Source organism: Vibrio sp. R15-SG3-ISO1A (genome assembly GCF_059833955.1).
On the sequence record NZ_JCBDGH010000064.1, the window covers coordinates 1 to 21,257 of the forward strand.

Sequence of the window (21,257 nt, forward strand, 5' to 3'; positions counted from 1 at the left end):
ATCGAGAGAGAAAAGGTCTTCCATGAGTTGGCTTGAAAAGATTTTAGAAAAGAGCAATATCGGCACATCGAGAAAAGCGTCAATCCCTGAAGGGGTATGGACCAAATGTACATCGTGTGAACAAGTGCTTTATCACGCTGAACTAGAGCGAAATCTAGAAGTTTGTCCTAAATGTGATCACCACATGCGCATGTCGTCGCGTCGTCGTCTTGAAACATTTTTGGATGAAGGTAATCGTACTGAGTTAGCCACTGAGCTTGAGCCACAAGATAAGCTCAAGTTCCGCGATTCGAAGAAATACAAAGACCGCATTTCTGCTGCGCAAAAGAGCAGTGGTGAAAAAGACGCGCTCATCGTTATGCAAGGCGAGCTGTTGGGTCTACCTGTGGTTGCGTGTGCGTTTGAGTTCTCCTTTATGGGTGGCTCGATGGGTTCAGTCGTTGGCGCTCGCTTCGTACGTGCGGTTGAAGCGGCGATGGAAAACAACTGTGGTTTAGTCTGTTTCTCGGCCAGTGGTGGTGCGCGAATGCAAGAGGCGCTAATGTCTCTGATGCAGATGGCTAAAACCAGTGCAGCGTTAGAGCGACTATCGCAAAAAGGCTTGCCGTTCATTTCAGTGATGACGGACCCAACCATGGGCGGTGTATCGGCGAGCTTAGCGATGCTAGGCGATATCAATATTGGTGAACCCAAAGCACTGATTGGCTTTGCAGGTCGCCGTGTGATTGAACAAACCGTTCGTGAAGATCTTCCAGAAGGCTTCCAGCGCAGTGAGTTCCTGTTGGAGCATGGGGCTATCGATATGATTGTTGATCGCCGTGAAATGCGTCAACGCATCGGCAGTTTGTTGGCCAAAATGACCAATCAACCGTCGCCATTGGTGGTTTCTGTGAATGATGCGCCAAATGAACCTGCATATGAAGTACCAGAAGCGGACGAAAAAGGGTAAAGTAACACACTAACAAACCACCACAATTTATGGTTTCAGTTAGATGAGTCAAACCCAAATTCCACAAGCCACATCCCCTCTTACGATGTGGCTTGATTATTTAGCCAACATCCATACCTCAGCGATCGATCTCGGGCTAGACCGAGTCCAAGCCGTCGCACAACAAGCCAACTTAACCAAACCCGCTCCGACAGTCATTACCGTTGCTGGTACCAACGGCAAAGGTTCTACCTGCGCTTTGATGGAAGCGATTTTGCTCGACGCAGGGTATAAAGTCGGTGTCTACTCTTCTCCTCATTTAATTCGATACAACGAGCGCGTGCGCGTCAATGGCGTCGATTTAGCCGACGAGAAGCATTGCCAAGCCTTCGATTTCATTGAACAGCAGCGCGGGGATATCAGCCTAAGCTTTTTTGAGTTTGGCACGCTTGCGGCGTTACGCCTGTTTCAAACCGAGCAAGTGGATGTTGTCTTGCTTGAGGTCGGTTTGGGCGGGCGTTTAGACGCCACTAATGTCGTCGATCATGACGTATCCGTGATTACCAGTTTAGCCATCGACCACGTCGATTGGCTGGGCGATGACATTAACGTGATTGGTTTTGAGAAAGCCGGCATCTTTCGCGCAGGCAAACCAGCGATTTGCGGTCAACCGAAAGCGCCATCAACCGTGGCAGCACACGCCGATGATATTCAGGCTGAGCTCTTTCAAGTGGGGATTCAATACCACTATGAGCAACAATCAGAGACACAATGGCGCTGGCAACTGGGCACTTTTGAATTAAACGAGCTACCCATTCCCGGACTGCCACTGCAGAACGCGGCGACGGCCTTAACGGCGCTGGCAAACGCCAATCTGGATATCACAGATATCAATATCGTCAACGGCCTTGAAAACGCCACCTTGCCAGGGCGCATGCAAATTCTGCACACTTCGCCAGTGATACTTTTGGATGTCGCGCACAATCCACATTCAGCGCAATACTTGGTTGAACGTGTAGCAAAGCAATACCCAAAACGTGTGATTCATACTGTGGTGGGCATGCTGCATGATAAAGACATCAAGGCGACGCTGGCTATCTTGAGCGAGCTTTCTTCGCATTGGTATCCAGCTTCACTGCATGGCCCTCGCGCCGCGCACGCTAATGAACTGGCAAGCTATTTACCAGCCGCGACTCAAACCTTTGATTCTCCGGTGCTGGCTTTTGAAGCCGCGATGACAAAGGCGGGCCAAGACGATGTGATACTGGTTGTTGGCTCATTTCATACCGTTGGGGAAGTGTTGGCGCATTGGCAAACACAAGGAGATTAAATGGCGAGCAAATTTCAAAACCGCTTAGTCGGTACCATCATCTTAGTAGCGGTTGGCGTCATCGTATTGCCCGATGTGCTCGATGGCAAGAAAAGCCACTATCAGGAAGAGATTGCCAGTATCCCGCTAAAACCGGAGCTTGAAAGCGATCTGGAATCGTTTGAGATTCTCGAGCCGGTGGATGACTCGAAAGCGCTGCCCGATACGCCTGTCGCGGTCGTCACTCAAGAGGAGAGTGCAGAAGAGGCGCCACTCGAGGTGATCGTTAAAGCCATCCCTGAACGAAATGAGTATCAAGACAGTGCGTGGATCATCCAACTGATGGCGTTGAAAAACGCAGAGAATGCGCAGAGCGTCGTGGATGATTTACAAAAGCGCGGATACCAAGCACACACCAAATTAGAGAATGGTTTTACCCGAGTAATTATTGGTCCTGATGTGTCGAAGAGTAAACTCGAACGCCAAGTGATTGAACTGGAAAAGATCACTGGCTCAAAAGGCCGATTGCTTAAATTTAAACCACTAAATCCATAAGAAAACGTTTGCGTCAGCGTTTTTTCTGTTAAAATGCGCGCCAACTTAAGATGTAGAACAACATGAACTGGTTAGATATTGTCATTTTAAGTGTGATCGGCCTCTCAGCGCTGATCAGTTTAATTCGTGGCTTCGCGAAAGAAGCACTGTCTCTTGTTATCTGGTTTGGCGCCTTTTTTATTGCCAGTCAGTACTACGCGAAATTGGCGATGTATTTCACCAATATCGAAGATGACATGATCCGAAACGGGTCCGCGATCGCTGCTCTGTTTATTGCAACTCTGATTGTCGGTGCTATCGTCAATTATGTGATTGCTCAATTAGTGCAGAAGACAGGTTTGTCTGGAACGGATAGAGTCCTTGGTATCGTGTTTGGCGGTTTACGAGGTGTTCTTATAGTGTCAGCGGCACTATTCTTCATGGATGCGTTTACGTCGTTTCCAGACTCACAGTGGTGGAAAGGGTCGCAGTTGGTACCGGAATTCAGCCGCATCATCGCACCTTTTTTTGAACACCTACAAGCAACATCTAGTTTCTTATCTGGGGCGCTATAGCGCTCCAGCCATTGTCGAAAATCGAGGGTTAAGACATGTGTGGTATTGTTGGAATCGTGGGCACAACGCCTGTAAACCAGTCTATCTATGACGCATTGACGGTATTGCAGCATCGTGGCCAAGATGCCGCGGGTATTTGTACCATAGATAGCAATCGTTTTCGTCTGAGAAAGGCGAACGGTTTAGTAAAGGATGTGTTTGAAGCCAAACACATGCAAAGACTTCAAGGTACAGTGGGTATCGGCCATGTTCGCTACCCAACAGCAGGAAGCTCAAGCGCGTCTGAAGCGCAACCTTTCTACGTGAACTCACCATTTGGTATCACACTGGCTCACAACGGTAACCTCACAAACGCACACGAAATTCGCGAAAAGTTGTTCGAGAAAGACCGTCGTCACATCAACACCACCTCTGACTCAGAAGTGTTGCTTAACGTGTTGGCTCATGAGATTGATACTTTTAAAGGTAACGTTACCTCTGAAGATGTGTTCCGTGCTGTCACCAACGTGCATCGCGCGATTCGTGGTGCTTACGCGGTGACGGCTATGATCATTGGTCACGGCATGATTGCGTTCCGCGATCCTAACGGCATTCGCCCATTGTGTTTAGGTAAACGCGAGGTTGAAGGTCGCACCGAGTACATGGTTGCCTCTGAATCAGTGGCACTGGATGCCGTCGGTTTTGACTTTATGCGCGATGTCGCGCCAGGTGAAGCAATCTATGCGACGTTTGATGGTCAACTGCATACTAAGCAGTGTGCGGACAACCCTCGACTCAACCCATGTATTTTCGAATTTGTTTACTTTGCACGTCCTGACTCATTTATCGATAAAATTTCGGTTTACAGCGCGCGCGTGGAAATGGGCAAGAAACTGGGCGACCGAATTCGTGACGAATTTGCTGATCTGGATATTGATGTGGTTATCCCGATTCCAGAGACCTCGTGTGACATCGCCCTACAAATCGCTCAAGCGATTGAAAAGCCTTACCGCCAAGGTTTTGTGAAAAACCGCTATGTTGGCCGCACGTTCATCATGCCGGGTCAGCAGCAGCGTAAGAAGTCAGTACGTCGTAAACTCAACGCGATTCGTTCAGAGTTTAAAGACAAGAATGTGTTGTTGGTTGATGACTCTATCGTACGTGGTACTACGTCAGAGCAGATCATCGAAATGGCCCGCGATTCAGGTGCGAAGAAAGTGTACATGGTCTCTGCTGCGCCAGAGATTCGCTTCCCGAACGTTTACGGCATTGACATGCCAAGCGCCAATGAGCTTATCGCCCATGGCCGAGACAACGAAGCGATCTGTAAGCAAATTGGTGCCGATGAGCTCATTTTCCAGACGTTGGAAGACCTTACGGACGCCGTTGGCCTAGGCAACACAGACATCTCTCAGTTCGAAACGTCGGTATTTAGCGGTGAATACGTAACCGGCGACATCAATCAGCAGTACTTAGACTTTCTTGAGTCTTTGCGCAGCGATGATGCAAAAACGCAACGAGAAATTCAGCAAGAGCTTGCTAACCTAGAGTTGCATAACGAAGGCGCGTAACCTCCACGCCCTCTACGTAAACGTATTTAATGGTCATCCAACGGATGACCATTTTTTATTGCGCCATCCGGCTGCTGTCAGATGACAATAACGTGCGATTACTTTTTGGGTTTAAAGCCGTAATTAGCTGAACACGCGTTATCTCATTTCTGCCCCTTTATGAGTTACAACCCAAAGTTCAAACAGTGATGTTGAGGTAACTTTGATATACAAAAAGTAATGAACAGCAAAAGAAAAAAGCTGAGCCAATTTGTTCACACTATTCAGTTAGCATGAGCTTTGCTTTAAGAAACGTAAGTTTGATGTCATCAGTTTTGGTGAACTTGAACTTACCGTCAGTAGAAGCGTTAAACCTTTCAAAATAATATTCAAGTAGCGGATCGTACCTGCCACCGTGAACCCAAGTGTAGAACTTACCAAGTTCATAACGTAACTCTTTATCAAGTTCAGATCTTATTCTCAGCTCACTATCGTTTGCTAGGTCAACGATGTTCATTTCTTGAAGGTTCGTCTTAATCTCTTCAATCAGAGGTAGGAGGGATTCTTTATACTTATCAGCCAATGGTACAAGGTCAGCGTCAGTTACTTCCGCTTCAAAAATCATAATCAGGTCGTTAATCTCCCCGTTATAGTAATCGTTATCTAATCGTTTTTCTGACTCAGTACGAAGAACATAGAGTTGTTCTAAAGGATCTGATTTAGTCTCAATTTTTTCTTTTGAAAGTTTGTGTTGATACTCAACAAACAGCGTTTCAATCCGATCAGCAATAACATCAAGATACTCATATCGAATTCTGAGAAATTCCAGCAGCTCATTGATATTGAGGTTTAACGTTAGGTCTTCTTTACCCACATCTCGACTGTACAAATGAACACTCAAATCGCCAGTGTTGAAATGACTTTGAAATGGCCAACTTGCGAAACGCTTTGAGTTTTCTTGATTCAGATTTACAGGGTGAGCACCGAAACACGCCCTGATAGTTTTAAAATAATTATTATCATCTTCATTAGCGAAGAGGCGATCTTTGAAACATTTCTTTTCACCATAAAACGGCTCTTTCTTATCAGTTATAAACACTCGATGGAGTTGTTTTATTGACTCGAAAATAAGGTCTATTGAAGAGATCAGAGAGTAGACCTGCATACATCTACTATCTATGTTCTTGTCAAACTCAGGCGCATTTTCTAAGTGGCGAACAGAGACAGAGATCCAATCCATAGCAGAGCAAACGAGGTTAAAAAGATTCTTACCACCTTTATCTTTGTATATTTGATACACAAAGCTAGAGTTTGAGTTAACTAAGTCTCGAAAATCACTGATTTTATCGTCACTAACAACGTTTCTCATTCTCTAATCGCCTTCTAACCAATTGAAAATATTATGAAGAATGGCAAAAATGATAGTGATAGTTCTTCAATTCTTCAACTTCTTCTTTGATTTGAAGTGAAGTGATACGCTGGGTTTTGTCACTTTGATCTGTGCCTGCAAAACTGGACACTTCATTAAGCAACTTTCCCATACCTAAAGTTATCCGCATTTTGCTAATTTAAGTGACTTCTCTAAGTGACTTTTGTCCAGAAACGTGCTAGCGGGAACACTGCTAGCAGAAAGAATTACCAACTCATTCATACTCTATATCTTTCCCAAAACTCCCATCAATATTTCGTTATGCCAAGTGCACTAATATTACAAATTCTCCTTGATTTACAGACTCCCTCATATGGTCTAGTTTAAAATTTCTACTAAGAGTTAAGGTGGCCCCAAATATAAGGCTTTAAAAACAATAAGTTAAAATAAAATCTAAGAGATCTATTAACCTGAACCAAGACCCTTTACAACCATTAAATAGCACGGTCTATTTGTGTTATTAAATTATTTGAACTTATCCACAGTTTAACAAAGCCGATGCGATTCAGACCACATTCCAAGGGCGAATCGGTTTTCTCGCCCTCTTGTGTGTTGCTAACCTTCCCTCATACTCAAATACCCTACGAAAGAGATACTAATGAAAAAGTCACCAATTGCATTTATTTTAGGTTCATTACTATTCGCAAGCGCGACAACGAGCCACGCAAGCACAGAACAAGTTACCCAACCGACAGCAGTTATGGTTGATCAAGGTGTTGCTGTGGCTTCTGCACAAGAGGTATTGGAGCTACGCGAGAGCATCAACAACGCGCAAGATGGCGATGTGATTAGCATCAAACCAGGTCGCTATGCCGATTTAGGTCGTGTGACTTTATCAGCGAACAACGTCAAGATTGTCGCTCAAGAGCCTGGAACTGCCATTTTTAACGGTTCAACTCAGTTCTTGATTAAGGGTGACAATAACCTAATTGAGAGCTTAGTCTTCACTGAAGGTGGCGCAACGCTAAGCACTGAAAGTCATGATGCAAACATCATGGGCGTGTTTGGTATCTTTGGTAAAAACAACACCTTAAATAACTCTGTTATCTACAAGTTCAACGACTACGAATACGTAGCGGATGAGAAAGGAAAATACCCTAACATCCGTTGGATCACGGTTGGCGGTGAAAACAACAAGATTACCAACAATACTTTTGAAGGTAAGTACAAGCGCGGCGCGATGCTTGTTGTGGCAACATCAGACAAGTTAGAGAAAACTCTGATCGAAGGTAACATCTTTAAAGACCTGACGGCTTTAGATATGGAGCTGATCGAAAACTCTAACCCGAAAATGGTGAGAACCAACCGCAACGACAGACAAGCGATCCGCGTGGGTGACAGCCACAACTCACTGTTTGATTCACAAAGTATTATCCGCAATAACTACTTCGACAATATCAGTGGTTATGTCGGTAAAAACGGCTCTGGCGAGATCGAGCTTATCTCTGTGAAAGCGAGCGGCATCACTTTTGATGGCAACACAATCAAAAACAGTACTTCGATGATTTCTTTACGTCATGGCCATAATAATGTTGTGACAAACAACGTGATCTTACCGGGTAACACGGCTAACTCAGGCGGTATCCGTATCTATGATGAAAACCACATTATTGAAAACAACTATATCGAAGGCACATTAGGTAAAGGTACTTACCGTGGCGCTCTTGTGCTGAACACAGGCATCATCGATGTAGCGAATGGCGAAGTGCTAAGTAAAGATTCAACAGACGGTAAAACACTGCAAAAGCAGTGGACACCAAAAGACGTTGTTGTTAAGAACAACACGCTAGTAAACAATACACAAGGCATCTTTGCGAGTAATGCGATTCACCGTGTGAGCTTAACCAACGATGAACGTGTTGAAACAATCTTCCCAGCTGTTAATACGCTATTTGAAAACAACCTGTCTATCGCAACTGAAGATGGTACAAACGCATTCCGACAATTTGAAGGCGAAAAATTCCAGATGGTGGGTTCTAAGTTTGTGAACAATATCTTCTATGGTCAAATCGAAGGCTTAGACCAATTGCCTGAGGGTGTTACTACAGACGCACCAGCAATGGAGCGTGACGAGCAAGGTCTATTGAAAGCGGTGGGTACAGTAGGTGCGTCTAACCTAACAGTACTGAATGAAGAAATGGTTGGTTCAACTATCGTTATCAACTAATCGATTTCAATAATTTAATCTGGTTCGTTCAGCCATCTATTCGCTGAACGGGCCGGCCATCCGGCTGTGACATATTCACTGTTCACAACGCTCTGAACGTAAAAAAGCCCAACTTATTTCTAAGCTGGGCTTTCTTGAATTTGGCTCCCCCTGCGGGACTCGAACGGGCCGGCCATCCGGCTGTGACATATCCACCGTTCACAAAGCTCTAGATGTAAAAATGCCCAACTGTATAAGCTGGGCATTTTTAGAAATTTGGCTCCCCCTGCGGGACTCGAACGGGCCGGCCATCCGGCTGTGACATATTCACCGTTCACAAAGCTCTAGATGTAAAAATGCCCAACTGTATAAGCTGGGCATTTTTAGAAATTTGGCTCCCCCTGCGGGACTCGAACGGGCCGGCCATCCGGCTGTGACATATTCACCGTTCACAAAGCTCTAGATGTAAAAATGCCCAACTGTATAAGCTGGGCATTTTTAGAAATTTGGCTCCCCCTGCGGGACTCGAACCTGCGACATACGGATTAACAGTCCGCCGTTCTACCAACTGAACTAAGGGGGAATTGCTCTAAAGCGAGCGGAATATTAGCAGTACCAGAAAATCTGTCAAGTTTCATTCTGCGTAAAAACGCAAAAATTAATCATAAAAAAAGCTTTACTTTTCTGTAGCCCTTGCGGCATTTGGGCTCTATTTACTTATCCACCAAAATTGTGGATAAGTGTGTGCATGAGATCTGATCAAGTAAAATTTCCGTCAAAATTAATGCCTTTACTCTAATTTGTAACGTGAAGAGTTTGGGTTACAAAACCTTGTTCTATCAGATGATAATCGAGAAAATGCCTGAGAAACGGCGAGATCTTAGCCTGTGCATAACAAAAAGAGAATGTAACAAATTAGCTTGAAATGTGAGTAAGCTGTGGAGTAAAAGAGAGGAATTTTAGGAGTAGATTTCCTTTAGGGGGAGGAATATTAACAGGAATGAATATGATGATCTAGAGTAAATTCTACAGATAAGAAAAATCGGTAATTTATTTTTCTCTCGCCTATTGAGTCTGTATATCTATACAGCCAAAATAGACGAAATTGTCTTACGGTGTACATGCGTATGAATAAAGTATTTGATCTGGTCTCAGACTATCAGCCATCAGGGGATCAGCCAACCGCGATCAAGCAGTTACTCGAGGGCCTTGATGCAGGGCTTGCCCATCAAACACTGCTCGGTGTTACGGGCTCTGGCAAGACGTTCACACTGGCGAATGTGATTGCTCAAGCACAAAGGCCAGCCATTCTACTTGCACCGAATAAAACACTGGCTGCGCAGCTGTACGGAGAGATGAAGTCGTTTTTCCCTAATAATGCTGTTGAGTATTTCGTCTCTTACTACGACTACTATCAGCCTGAAGCCTACGTACCTACCACCGACACCTTTATTGAAAAGGACGCCTCGGTTAACTCGCACATAGAGCAAATGCGCCTGTCGGCCACCAAAGCGCTACTTGAGCGTAAAGATGCCATCATCGTCGCGTCGGTGTCTGCGATCTATGGTTTGGGCGATCCTGAATCCTATTTGCAAATGATGTTGCACATCCGTCGCGGCGATGTGATGGACCAACGTGACATCCTACGTCGTTTGGCCGAATTGCAATACAGCCGCAACGACGTTGCGTTCGAGCGCGGCCAATTTCGAGTGCGTGGAGAGGTGATCGACATCTTCCCGGCTGAATCGGATCAAGATGCGGTACGGATTGAGATGTTTGATGATGAGATAGATTGCATCAGCGTGTTTGACCCGCTCACGGGTGTGGTCAAACAGCGAGACCTACCGCGATTTACCATTTATCCCAAAACGCACTACGTTACCCCTCGAGATCGTATTTTAGATGCGATAGAAAAAATCAAGGTAGAGTTGGAAGGGCGTAAAAAAACGTTGCTGGAAAACAATAAATTGCTTGAAGAGCAGAGGATCTCCCAGCGTACTCAGTTTGATATAGAGATGATGAACGAGTTGGGTTTTTGCTCGGGGATTGAAAACTACTCCCGCTACCTCAGTGGTCGAAATGAGGGAGAGCCGCCGCCGACCTTGTTTGACTATCTACCGCACGATGGCTTGTTGGTGATTGATGAATCGCACGTTACAGTTCCGCAAATCGGCGCGATGTTCAAAGGGGATCGCTCACGAAAAGAGACCTTAGTGGAGTTTGGTTTTCGTCTGCCTTCGGCGCTCGATAATCGTCCGTTGAAGTTTGAAGAGTTTGAATCATTGGCACCGCAAACCATTTTTGTTTCAGCGACGCCAGGTAATTATGAGCTAGAGAAATCGGATGGGGAGATCGCCGATCAGGTCGTTAGGCCGACGGGTTTGCTTGACCCACAACTTGAAGTGCGCCCCGTGGCGACTCAGGTAGATGATCTACTGTCAGAAATTCGTATTCGAGCGGCGAAAGATGAGCGTGTATTAGTCACGACGCTGACCAAGCGAATGGCGGAGGATCTCACTGAGTACTTGACCGAGCATGACGTCAAAGTGCGTTATTTACACTCAGACATCGATACGGTGGAGCGGGTCGAGATCATTCGCGATCTGAGACTTGGTGAGTTTGACGTCCTAGTGGGTATTAACCTGTTGCGAGAAGGGCTCGATATGCCTGAGGTCTCTCTCGTAGCGATTTTAGACGCAGATAAAGAAGGCTTCTTGCGTTCAGAACGTTCCTTGATTCAGACCATAGGCCGCGCGGCGCGAAACATTGAGGGTCGAGCGATTCTGTACGCGGACACCATCACCAAGTCGATGAAGAAAGCGATGGACGAGACGAATCGACGTCGCGAGAAACAGCAAGCTTACAACGAGAAAATGGGCATAGAGCCACAAGCATTAAAACGTAATATCAAAGATATTATGGAGCTAGGTGATATCACGAAGTCGAAGCGTCAGAAGAATCAAAACGCCGTGCCTTTGTCCAAAGTCGCCGAGTTGTCTCAATCCTATGGCAATATGAGCCCACAAGAGTTAGAGAAAGCGATCAGTCAGCTCGAAGCGCAAATGTATCGTCATGCGCAAGAGTTGGAATTTGAGCTTGCTGCTGAGAAGCGTGACCAAATTGACAAGCTGAGGCAGCAATTTATTGCCAACAGCTAATCCCAGATCACAAGACAAAAAAAAGCCAACAGAAATCAGTTCTATTGGCTATTCTTGTGAATACTTTGTTCACTAACAACGTCAGTTGGCTAGGTGACCCATGAGGGTCACAGTGTTTATTGCATCTAGCGTGCCAACTTTTAAAGCGTGATTTTCATTCAATTACGCGCTTTTTAGGTGATAAATTTGCAAAATGCAATGCGCAATGCAATCATTTAGTCGAATGCAAAATAAAAATAGACGGCTAGGCAATGAATACTCAAAAATCCAAATACCTACTCATGGTAGAAGATACGGCGTCCGTTGCGGCGCTCTATCGCTCGTATCTCACGCCACTGGGGATAGACATCAATATCGTCGGCACTGGGCGTGATGCGATTGAGAGCCTCAATTTTCGCACACCGGATCTCATCCTACTCGACTTAAGACTTCCCGATATGACGGGAATGGACGTATTAACCGCGGTGAAAGCGAAAGATCCGGATGTCCCTGTTATCTTTATGACTGCCCACGGCTCGATTGATAGCGCGGTAGAAGCGATGCGTCTTGGCGCGCAAGACTTTATGATTAAGCCGTGTGAAGCTGATCGCCTGCGCGTAACCGTGAACAACGCGATTCGTAAAGCCACTAAGTTGAAAAACGAAGCCGATAACCCGGGAAATCAGAGTTATCAAGGGTTCATCGGCAGTAGCCAAACCATGCAAGCGGTCTATCGCACCATCGACTCCGCCGCAACCAGTAAAGCGAGTATTTTTATCACTGGTGAGAGTGGCACAGGTAAAGAAGTGTGCGCCGAGGCTATTCATGCCACCAGTAAACGTGGCGATAAGCCCTTTATTGCGATCAACTGTGCGGCGATTCCTAAGGATTTGATTGAGAGTGAGCTGTTTGGCCACGTGAAAGGGGCGTTTACCGGCGCATCAACCGACAGGCAGGGCGCCGCAGAGTTGGCTGATGGTGGCACACTCTTTTTGGACGAGCTGTGCGAGATGGATCTAGACTTGCAAACCAAATTGCTGCGTTTTATCCAGACCGGTACTTTCCAGAAAGTCGGGTCGTCTAAAATGAAAAGTGTAGACGTGCGTTTTGTGTGTGCAACTAACCGAGATCCTTGGAAAGAAGTGGAAGAAGGGCGTTTTCGGGAAGATTTGTACTATCGCCTGTATGTGATCCCTTTGCATCTCCCGCCACTGCGTGAGCGTGGAGAAGATATTATAGAGATTGCCTACTCGCTGCTGGGTTTCATGTCCAATGAAGAAGGGAAAGATTTTGTTCGTCTGGCACCGGATGTGGTCGAACGTTTTAAACGTTATGAGTGGCCGGGCAATGTGCGTCAGCTGCAAAACGTGTTACGGAACGTCGTTGTGCTTAATAATGGCCGCGAGATCACCTTAGACATGTTGCCGCCGCCGCTAAACCAACCGGCGACCAATGAAATCCGAGTCTCTTTACCGCAACCGGAGACGATTTCAGTGCATGAGATTTTTCCGTTATGGTTGACTGAGAAAAACGCCATTGAGCAGGCGATCGCCGCATGTGATGGCAATATCCCGAAGGCCGCAGGGTATTTGGATGTCAGCCCGTCAACGCTCTATCGAAAATTACAAGCGTGGAACGCTAAGGAAAGCTAATGGAACCTGTTTTGAATCAGGCTAAAGTCGATAAGTTGGCCGATGAAATCGGCCAAGAGAATGTCCCCGTGCTATTAGACATCTTTTTAGGGGAACTGAGCAGTTACATTGAGCATCTCTCCGATGACGGTGCAACGGACGTGTTAGAGTACCTTAAAGAGATCAGCCACGCGTTGAAAAGCAGCGCCGCCAGTTTTGGCGCCGATGCCCTGTGCCATCTCTCTACGCAAATAGATACCAAAGTCAAAACCGGGGCGAAGTTAGACGTAGAGCAATCAAAGCATGCCATGATTACTCTGTTGCACGAGACCAAGCAAAGTTACCACTCGTTATTGGTCAACTAAATGTTCAATGGCGCTCTGCAATTTCACTCGGTCGTGACGCCAGTCGCGATTGGGTGAGGCAAGGTGCGTCGTCACACAGTTCCACTCGCTGAGCTCAGGGTGAGGCGTATCACCGAGCACCACATCAATCCTACGCCCTTGGCATGCGCGTTCACACCATTCGAGTTTTTCCCTTAAGGACATTTTCCCCGCAGGACCATGCTCCTTGGATAAGTTTTCGACGAAAATCAGTGTCGCTTTGCGATTGAGCGCGATGGCTTTACTTAATTCAGGCAGCAGCAGCGGGGGCATAATACTGGTCAGAAAACTGCCAGGGCCAAGTATGATTGCATCTGCCTGTTCAATAGCGAGGACGCCCTCTTTCGTCGCCGGTACCTCTGGCTCTAAGTCTAAACGAATCAACTTATCTGGCATTTCATCGACACTGGTTTCACCGGTGACCCAGCGTCCGTTAGGTGCAAGGGCTTTCAAGTCAGAAGGGTGCTCTGACATGGGGATGATATTGACATCCACTTTAAGCATATTGCGAATGAGATTGGTCGCCTCCAGTGGGCGCACGGACAGGTTATCCAGTGCCGTGAGCATAAGATTGCCAAGGTTATGACCATCGAGCTCTCCCGCGCCTTTGAAGCGATATTCGAACATCATTGAGCTTATGGAGGGTTCGGTGATCAATTGGTTGATACAGTTACGAGTGTCGCCCCAGGCAATGCCGCCTTGGCAGTGGCGAATGCGCCCAGTTGAGCCACCGTTATCTGTCGTCGCCACGATCCCCGTGGCGTTACTACCGAAATCTTTTAGAGCCGCCAACATGCGCCCTAGACCGTGACCGCCGCCAACTGCGACCACTTTTTTTGTATTGTATAACGTCATGTGTGTGTCATTGTTATTATCACTATGGACTACAATGTAGAGTAATCGAGGCGCCGCAAGTACTCAATAGTGGGTATTTTGGGCGCGAGATTCGGTTTTTTTACGCCAAAGGTAGAAAGGCCCACAAATTTTAAGTATTTTATCGCTTAGCTGCTGGTTCAAAACGGAACCGGTTGCCATAACTCCGAGCTTATCGGGCTAAGTTTTCAACAAGAGAATAAGCGCGCTAAGCCAGTGACATAAGGTCACAAGGGCTTGATTGGAAATGGTCATGCCTCCCGTGTTTGGAAAGGTGTTTCGTGGCGCAACAATTCGAAGATAGTTTTCAACGCAAGTTTTACTACTTGCGTCTCTCTGTTACAGATGTCTGTAACTTCAAATGTACCTACTGCTTGCCTGATGGTTATCAACCTGCGGGGCGTCGTAGCTCGTCTTTTTTATCGATAGAAGAGATCCAACGGGTCGTCAATGCGTTCGCCGAGTGCGGCACTAACAAGGTGCGCATCACAGGCGGAGAGCCCAGCTTACGTAAAGACTTCACGGATATCATTCATACCGTCTCAAGTACGCCGGGCATCAAGAAAGTCGCCACTACCACTAATGGCTACCGGATGGAGAAGCAGGTTGAACAGTGGAAGCAAGCCGGGTTAACTCACATTAACGTTAGCGTCGATAGCCTTGACTCGCGCATGTTCCACCAGATCACCGGTGAGAACAAGTTTACCCAAGTCATGGCGGGCATTGATAAAGCGTTTGAAGTGGGGTATTCGCAGGTCAAAGTGAACGTCGTGTTGATGAAAGATCTCAATGCGCAAGAACTGCCGGCGTTTCTCGCTTGGATAAAAGACCGGCCAATCCAGTTACGTTTCATTGAATTGATGAAAACGGGTGAGATGGATGAGCTGTTTCAACGACATCATGTCTCCGGTGTGGCGATTCGCAATCAGCTTATCGCCAACGGCTGGCTGCTCAAGGCTCGAGCCAGTAACGATGGCCCCGCTCAGGTGTTTATTCACCCAGATTACCAAGGTGAAATTGGTTTGATCATGCCTTACGAGAAGGATTTTTGCCAAAGTTGCAATCGTCTACGAGTCTCGGCAATTGGTAAATTGCACTTATGTCTGTTTGGTGAAGAGGGGGTGGATCTGAGAGATTTGCTCCAAAGTGATGGCCAACAAGCGGCGCTGACGTCGCGTATTCAGCAATCACTTCAAACCAAATCCGTCAGTCACTTTCTTCATGATGGAAACTCAGGTGCTACACCTCATTTAGCCTCTATCGGTGGATAGCCACGTCAGAGTGACGAAAGAAGAGTTTGTGATCGCGGGGCGACACTCGTGATCAAAAAAATAACAACGTAAATTATGTGAAAGGTGAACAAATGGGTCACGCAGAAAGCAAATTTCAACCGGCGACAATCGCGGTGTTAACCGTGTCGGATACCCGTAACGAAGAAAACGATACCTCGGGACGCTACTTGGTCGAGCAAGCTCAAGAGGTAGGACACCAGGTGGTCGATAAACAAATTGTGATTGATGACATGTATAAGATTCGTGCCATCGTCTCTCAGTGGATTGCGGATGAGTCAATCCAAGCGGTGATGATCACCGGCGGTACGGGGTTTACTTCTCGCGACAGTACGCCTGAAGCACTGAAGCCTTTATTTGATAAAGAAGTGGAAGGGTTTGGCGAGCTATTTCGCATGGTCTCTTTTGAAGAAATCGGCACTTCAACGATTCAGTCACGTGCCATTGCTGGCTTTGCCAATCACACCGTGATTTTTGCCATGCCGGGTTCGACAGGCGCGTGTCGCACAGGCTGGACTAAGATCATCAAGCAGCAGTTGGATGCCAGCCATCGTCCTTGTAACTTTATGCCTCACTTATCGGTATAAGGGGGTCGCATGAGTGAACTGACTCACATCAATGCTTCGGGTGAAGCGAATATGGTCGATGTGTCGAGCAAAGCAGACACAGTGCGCGAGGCGCGCGCTGAAGCTTTTGTTCACATGGCGCCAGAGACGCTGCAACTGATTCTCTCTGGAGAGCATCACAAAGGTGACGTGTTTGCCACCGCTCGTATTGCCGGTATTCAAGCCGCGAAAAAAACCTGGGACTTGATTCCGTTATGCCATCCGCTGCTTCTGTCCAAAGTGGAAGTACAGTTGGAAGCGCTGACCGAAAAGAGTCAGGTGCGCATCGAGTCGGTGTGCAAGCTCGCCGGCAAAACCGGTGTGGAGATGGAAGCATTGACCGCGGCTTCAGTGGCGGCGCTGACCATCTACGACATGTGTAAAGCGGTTCAAAAAGACATAGTGATCGGTTCGGTGCGTCTTTTGGAGAAAACGGGCGGAAAATCCGGGCATTTCAAGGTGGATTATGATTAACGTATTGTTTTTTGCGCAGACGCGCGAGTTGGTTGGCGTTGATACATTAACGCTCCCTGACCAATTTGACACCGTGGAGTCATTGCGTGCGCATCTTGCGCAGCAAGAGGGCAAATGGTCTCTCGCACTTGAAGCGGGTAAACTGCTCGCAGCGGTGAATCAAGCGATTGTGCCGCTTACCCATCCGCTGAAAGATGGCGATGAAGTGGCCTTTTTCCCACCAGTGACTGGGGGCTAACGATGACGGTTCGTATCTCTGTTCAAGCGGATGATTTTGATGTCGGTGAGGAGTATGGTCAGTTGGCGAAGGACGCCAGTATTGGCGCAGTGGTGACCTTTGTCGGCAAGGTTAGGGACATGAACTTGGGCGACCAAGTGACCGGTCTTACCCTTGAACATTATCCAGGAATGACGGAATCATCGCTGCAAAAGATTGGCGACAGCGCATTGGCGCGTTGGCCGCTGGATTGTGTGCGTGTGATTCATCGTGTTGGCGATCTTGATATTGGCGATCAAATTGTGTTTGTCGGCGTAACGAGTGCGCATCGCAAAGCCGCGTTTGAAGCGTGCGAATTTGTGATGGACTACCTTAAGACACAAGCGCCGTTTTGGAAAAAAGAGCGCACGACAACCGATACGCGCTGGGTGGAATCGCGTGAGTCCGATGCGCAAGCCGCACAGCGCTGGCAACAACCCTAGTGGATGCCTTGCTCTACCACTGATTGATTTGATGAATCGTACCCCGGCGCTGTTTTTTGGCAAAGAACAGCGCTTTGTCTGCCACAGCAACTAGACGCTCGGTGCTCATCGGGTGGGGAATGTGCGGGCAATAATGGATGCCAATCGTAATCGACACACAATTGCTTACGGTTGAAGATAGATGCTCAATCGCTAGAGCGTTAACCTGATCTCGCAATTGCTCTGCACGCTCTAAACACTCACTCTCCCTGATGTTGGGACACACAACCAGAAACTCATCACCGCCATAGCGAAAACAGAGGTCGTGCGCACTGCACCAGTTCATCAGCGTCGCCCCCAGTGATTCAAGCACATCATCGCCTTTCAAGTGGCCGTAGCGATCGTTGTATTGCTTAAAACAATCAAGATCGATCATCAGCAGCGCACATCCCGTTTGGTTAAGATAGGCCAGCTCTAAGACATCCGGGACCATCACATCCAAGGCGTAGCGGTTGTAGACCTTAGTCAAATGGTCAATGTGGGTAATTTTTTCCAGTTCAAGCTGCTGCTTTGCCAACCTTTCTAGCGCATTTTGGTGCTCGGTGATGTTGCGAACCGTCCAGAGGACAAACTCCGTATCGGGGAGGGGGATCACCAACGCATTAAAAAACTGTCGATCTTTTGGCCCTTCCACCTCGTTAAAACAGCTCAACGACTTTGGGTCAAGGGAGTATTCCAGCTCTGCCGGGATTTGACTCTCTATGACATCGACCACCACTTGGCTAAACCACACCGCTTTATCAGCGGGGAGTACCTGGTACTGATCTAGCCCGATAATGATTCTTGGGTCATGGTGACGCGTCGTATCGCGTCCACCCCACGCCTCCACATAGACGCCCGTTTTGCTGATTAAAAAGGTCGGCTCAGGCAAAGAGGCAAACACCGTATGCATCAACGCGGGGTTCACTTTCATCAATTCAGTCAACGTTGAGTTCACGGGCTCATACCTCTCCATCGCTATCACTAATTACAGTTTAGTCATTAAGTTGAGGGTCGGTGGAAAAATGCGCAGCGCCATTTGTGAAATCAAGAAATTAGACGACAATATATAGTATGACCCGCCCAGAGCACGGACAAGGAGACGCAGATGGAATCATTAAAGGTCAGAGACTATATGACGTTACAAGCGGTGACATTTACCCCCAATATGTCGTTGAGTGCGGCACTTGAAAAGGTGATGAACTCAAATTATCTCGGTGGGCCCGTGATTGACGAGAGCAAAAAAGTGATTGGTTTTCTCTCGGGTCAAGACCTGTTGGATAAACTCATCAAGGTGAGTTACTACTGCCAAGATACCCATATCGTATCGGACTGTATGAGCAAGGAGGTACTTTCAGTGACCCCTGAGACCTCTATTATCGAGTTGGCGGATATGATGAAGGTCGGTAAACCCAAGGTCTACCCTGTCATTGATAATGGTCGATTGGTTGGGATCATCACGAGAAGAGATGTGTTACGCGCGATCGGTAAAACCATCAACGATTGCTTTAAGCACCCGGTTTAATCTACGCATCGCCGTTTATTTCGCTCTCGGAGGCATCGCTGTCGACCTCGGGGTGATGGCCGTAGCGTTGAGAAAACGTGAGATCAAACGGCGGTTTAATGTGCAAAATTGACGATATTGCGCATTAAAGTGTGATGCAAAACGGTTTATTGTGAAATTGAATGTTTTGTTGCTTTGTTATGTGTGATCTAAATCACTCCATATTGCTGCTGACTTGGTTAGAGTAGCCGGGTACCCAAACAAATGTAAGAACAGGCCGCCACCCATTCGATGAGCCTGTCACTATAAGGAGCCTCCCCTATGTCTCAAGCTGTTTTCCACCTTGGTGTTACAAAAGATGATCTTGCTGGTGCGACACTCGCGATCATCCCTGGCGATCCTGCACGTGTGCAAAAAATTGCTGAAGAGATGGATAATCCCGTCTTTCTCGCCAGTCACCGTGAATACACGCTGTACCGCGCTGAATTAGAGGGCAAGCCTGTTGTTGTGTGTTCAACCGGTATTGGTGGCCCATCGACTTCTATTGCGGTTGAAGAGTTAGCGCAGTGTGGTGTGCGTACCTTCCTACGTGTTGGTACCACTGGTGCAATCCAACCGCATGTGAATGTTGGCGATATGATTGTTTCAACCGGCTCTGTGCGTCTCGATGGTGCCAGTCTGCATTTCGCGCCTATGGAGTTCCCAGCGGTGGCTGATTTTGATGTGGCAACAGCGATGAAAGCGGCGGTAGAAGAGACAGGTGCAACGGTTCACATGGGTGTCACGGCTTCCAGTGATACCTTCTACCCTGGTCAAGAGCGTTACGATACCTTCTCAGGTCGCGTGGTGAAACGTTTCCAAGGCTCGATGAAAGAGTGGCAAGATATGGGCGTACTGAACTTCGAGATGGAGTCAGCGACCTTATTGACGATGTGTGCAAGCTCTGGCCTAAAAGCAGGTTGTGTGGCGGGTGTCATCATCAACCGAACTCAAAAAGAGATCCCTGATCACTCTACGCTAAAAGAAACCGAAGCACGCTCGATTAAAGTTGTCGTCGAAGCGGCGCGCAAAATGCTCTAAACAATGCTCTAAGTAAAAATGCTCTAAGTATCAGAGTTCTTTAGCGCATATTCGCGTTGAGCAAACAATGATGAAAACGGCCAGGTCTTATCACCTGGCCGTTTTTATTTTTTTACAATAGATTGGCAACCATAGATTTTGCTAAAACGTGTATCGTTAGCCGTTCACGCTATCGCTACTCGAGGAAGTGGCAGATAGAGTGTTTCCGTCATGTCCGATAACACTTGGTCATAGACTTGCGAGATGACCGCAGACACGTCACTGGTCAGTTCATACAAGGCTTCTTCTGTCCACTCTAGCTCTTCGCTGATGGCGATTTCAGTCAGATCACGCATCGCGGCACTGCTGGCTGGCGAGGCAACACTCAATGGACTGATGATCGACAGTTGGTTAAGTTTACGACGCGTTTTATCGCAGTAGTACTTAACGCGCAAGCGACCATCAATAGTATCGATTTCTGGAATGCACAAACGCAGTTGAGTCAGCACTTCCATACTGTCGAGGATTTGTTGCCAGTTCATGTGGTACTCATCACTGAGATCTTCACGCTCAGACTCAATCAACCATGCAATCGCGACTTCATCCATCAAGAACATGCAGTGACGAATGGTTTTACCGTGAATGACTTGGTTGCGAATCACGGTTCTGTCTTGCCACTCTTTATGCATGCCTTTGAGTTTTAATTGGAAAATTCGGTACATGGGTTTGTTGTCAAAGGGCGCATTGGCCACCAAGCCATTGGTGATATCGACCATTTGATCGTAGAGCGCTTCAATTTCTTCCAGCTCACTATCCGTCACCTCCTTGGTTAACGCCAGGTGGGTCGCGCTACGATGTTTGCGGCTAAGCAACATCACCTGTCGCAGCAAGACCAGTGTTTCAAACTTGCGCTCTAAAGTGCTTTGACGCTTTTTAGAGAAGTAAAGCATGACAGCCAATACGGCTATCGATAGAACCACTGAGATCAACACAAACATAACGTACTCCTTGTACTCGCCTACTACTAAGTGGGTAGAGCAGGAACAGTGCCAACTTATAAGTTGTTTAAATACAGTAGGTTACATTCTGGAGGGCGAAGGGGTTGAACGGTTTTGGTGCAAAGTAAGCCCTAATA

20 protein-coding genes, 1 tRNA gene and 1 riboswitch are annotated in these 21,257 nt (G+C 47.2%); of the genes, 16 read left to right on the forward strand and 5 right to left on the reverse strand.

The window, feature by feature from the left end:
• Nucleotides 1-22 precede the first annotated feature (22 nt).
• From accD to purF, 5 genes are all read left to right on the forward strand, one after another.
• Nucleotides 23-949, forward strand: coding sequence for an acetyl-CoA carboxylase, carboxyltransferase subunit beta (accD, locus tag AC6R0L_RS09715; protein ID WP_500626009.1), 927 nt, complete (start codon nt 23-25; stop codon nt 947-949).
• Between the two features lie 43 nt (nt 950-992).
• Nucleotides 993-2,258: a bifunctional tetrahydrofolate synthase/dihydrofolate synthase gene (gene folC / locus AC6R0L_RS09720; RefSeq protein ID WP_500628989.1), complete on the forward strand. Its 1,266-nt coding sequence runs from the start codon at nt 993-995 to the stop codon at nt 2,256-2,258.
• The gene (locus AC6R0L_RS09725) at nt 2,259-2,792 is read left to right on the forward strand and encodes an SPOR domain-containing protein (RefSeq protein WP_500628990.1); all 534 of its coding nucleotides are present in this window, start codon (nt 2,259-2,261) and stop codon (nt 2,790-2,792) included.
• A 62-nt stretch (nt 2,793-2,854) separates the two neighbouring features.
• Entirely contained in the window at nt 2,855-3,346 is a 492-nt protein-coding gene (locus AC6R0L_RS09730) for a CvpA family protein (protein WP_334552740.1), read from the forward strand.
• 35 nt (nt 3,347-3,381) lie between these two features.
• Complete coding sequence (gene purF, locus AC6R0L_RS09735; RefSeq protein WP_500628991.1) at nt 3,382-4,896, forward strand: amidophosphoribosyltransferase; 1,515 nt, start codon at nt 3,382-3,384, stop codon at nt 4,894-4,896.
• Nucleotides 4,897-5,155: 259 nt separating this feature from the next.
• Here purF and AC6R0L_RS09740 read toward each other — a convergent pair whose 3' ends face one another.
• Entirely contained in the window at nt 5,156-6,244 is a 1,089-nt protein-coding gene (locus AC6R0L_RS09740) for a hypothetical protein (protein WP_500628992.1), read from the reverse strand.
• Between the two features lie 658 nt (nt 6,245-6,902).
• On the opposite strand from AC6R0L_RS09740, the gene AC6R0L_RS09745 reads away from it, so the two are divergent.
• Nucleotides 6,903-8,471 (forward strand): polysaccharide lyase 6 family protein, encoded by a 1,569-nt coding sequence (locus tag AC6R0L_RS09745; protein ID WP_500628993.1) that lies wholly within the window; start codon nt 6,903-6,905, stop codon nt 8,469-8,471.
• Between the two features lie 486 nt (nt 8,472-8,957).
• On the opposite strand, the gene AC6R0L_RS09750 is transcribed toward AC6R0L_RS09745, so the two are convergent.
• A tRNA-Asn gene (locus AC6R0L_RS09750) sits at nt 8,958-9,033 on the reverse strand.
• 544 nt (nt 9,034-9,577) lie between these two features.
• On the opposite strand from AC6R0L_RS09750, the gene uvrB reads away from it, so the two are divergent.
• The 3 genes from uvrB to luxU all read left to right on the forward strand — a co-directional run bounded on the left by uvrB (nt 9,578) and on the right by luxU (nt 13,583).
• Nucleotides 9,578-11,608 carry an excinuclease ABC subunit UvrB gene (gene uvrB / locus AC6R0L_RS09755; RefSeq protein WP_487903397.1) on the forward strand — a complete coding sequence of 677 codons (2,031 nt, stop codon included), beginning with the start codon at nt 9,578-9,580 and terminating at the stop codon, nt 11,606-11,608.
• Nucleotides 11,609-11,859: 251 nt separating this feature from the next.
• Nucleotides 11,860-13,239 (forward strand): quorum-sensing sigma-54 dependent transcriptional regulator LuxO, encoded by a 1,380-nt coding sequence (luxO, locus tag AC6R0L_RS09760; protein ID WP_334552735.1) that lies wholly within the window; start codon nt 11,860-11,862, stop codon nt 13,237-13,239.
• Nucleotides 13,239-13,583: a quorum-sensing phosphorelay protein LuxU gene (gene luxU / locus AC6R0L_RS09765; protein ID WP_500628994.1), complete on the forward strand. Its 345-nt coding sequence runs from the start codon at nt 13,239-13,241 to the stop codon at nt 13,581-13,583. Before luxO ends, luxU begins: the two co-directional genes overlap by 1 nt.
• Here luxU and yvcK read toward each other — a convergent pair.
• On the reverse strand, nt 13,569-14,456 hold the full coding sequence (gene yvcK, locus AC6R0L_RS09770; protein ID WP_500628995.1) for a uridine diphosphate-N-acetylglucosamine-binding protein YvcK: 888 nt from the start codon (nt 14,454-14,456) through the stop codon (nt 13,569-13,571). The genes luxU and yvcK overlap by 15 nt on opposite strands.
• A 170-nt stretch (nt 14,457-14,626) precedes the next feature.
• Nucleotides 14,627-14,767, forward strand: a riboswitch (molybdenum cofactor riboswitch).
• Here yvcK and moaA point away from each other — a divergent pair.
• From moaA to moaE, 5 genes are all read left to right on the forward strand, one after another.
• Nucleotides 14,756-15,745, forward strand: a complete 990-nt coding sequence (gene moaA, locus AC6R0L_RS09775) for a GTP 3',8-cyclase MoaA (protein WP_500628996.1) — start codon at nt 14,756-14,758, stop codon at nt 15,743-15,745. (Overlaps the previous riboswitch by 12 nt.)
• A 92-nt stretch (nt 15,746-15,837) precedes the next feature.
• Nucleotides 15,838-16,350, forward strand: a complete 513-nt coding sequence (moaB, locus tag AC6R0L_RS09780; protein WP_500628997.1) for a molybdenum cofactor biosynthesis protein B — start codon at nt 15,838-15,840, stop codon at nt 16,348-16,350.
• A gap of 9 nt (nt 16,351-16,359) precedes the next feature.
• A complete protein-coding gene (gene moaC / locus AC6R0L_RS09785) occupies nt 16,360-16,842 on the forward strand; it encodes a cyclic pyranopterin monophosphate synthase MoaC (RefSeq protein WP_334552727.1) in 483 nt (160 codons plus the stop codon).
• Nucleotides 16,835-17,080 (forward strand): molybdopterin synthase sulfur carrier subunit, encoded by a 246-nt coding sequence (gene moaD / locus AC6R0L_RS09790; RefSeq protein ID WP_334552725.1) that lies wholly within the window; start codon nt 16,835-16,837, stop codon nt 17,078-17,080. The genes moaC and moaD overlap by 8 nt, the downstream gene beginning before the upstream one ends.
• A gap of 2 nt (nt 17,081-17,082) precedes the next feature.
• On the forward strand, nt 17,083-17,541 hold the full coding sequence (gene moaE / locus AC6R0L_RS09795) for a molybdopterin synthase catalytic subunit MoaE (RefSeq protein WP_500628998.1): 459 nt from the start codon (nt 17,083-17,085) through the stop codon (nt 17,539-17,541).
• 13 nt (nt 17,542-17,554) lie between these two features.
• Here the strand turns inward: moaE and AC6R0L_RS09800 are convergent, their stop codons facing one another.
• Nucleotides 17,555-18,517 (reverse strand): GGDEF domain-containing protein, encoded by a 963-nt coding sequence (locus AC6R0L_RS09800; RefSeq protein WP_500628999.1) that lies wholly within the window; start codon nt 18,515-18,517, stop codon nt 17,555-17,557.
• Between the two features lie 150 nt (nt 18,518-18,667).
• On the opposite strand from AC6R0L_RS09800, the gene AC6R0L_RS09805 reads away from it, so the two are divergent.
• On the forward strand, nt 18,668-19,084 hold the full coding sequence (locus AC6R0L_RS09805) for a CBS domain-containing protein (protein WP_334552721.1): 417 nt from the start codon (nt 18,668-18,670) through the stop codon (nt 19,082-19,084).
• A gap of 300 nt (nt 19,085-19,384) precedes the next feature.
• On the forward strand, nt 19,385-20,143 hold the full coding sequence (gene udp / locus AC6R0L_RS09810; RefSeq protein WP_334552719.1) for a uridine phosphorylase: 759 nt from the start codon (nt 19,385-19,387) through the stop codon (nt 20,141-20,143).
• A 164-nt stretch (nt 20,144-20,307) separates the two neighbouring features.
• Here udp and AC6R0L_RS09815 read toward each other — a convergent pair whose 3' ends face one another.
• On the reverse strand, nt 20,308-21,120 hold the full coding sequence (locus AC6R0L_RS09815) for a hypothetical protein (protein WP_500629000.1): 813 nt from the start codon (nt 21,118-21,120) through the stop codon (nt 20,308-20,310).
• Nucleotides 21,121-21,257: the final 137 nt, after the last annotated feature.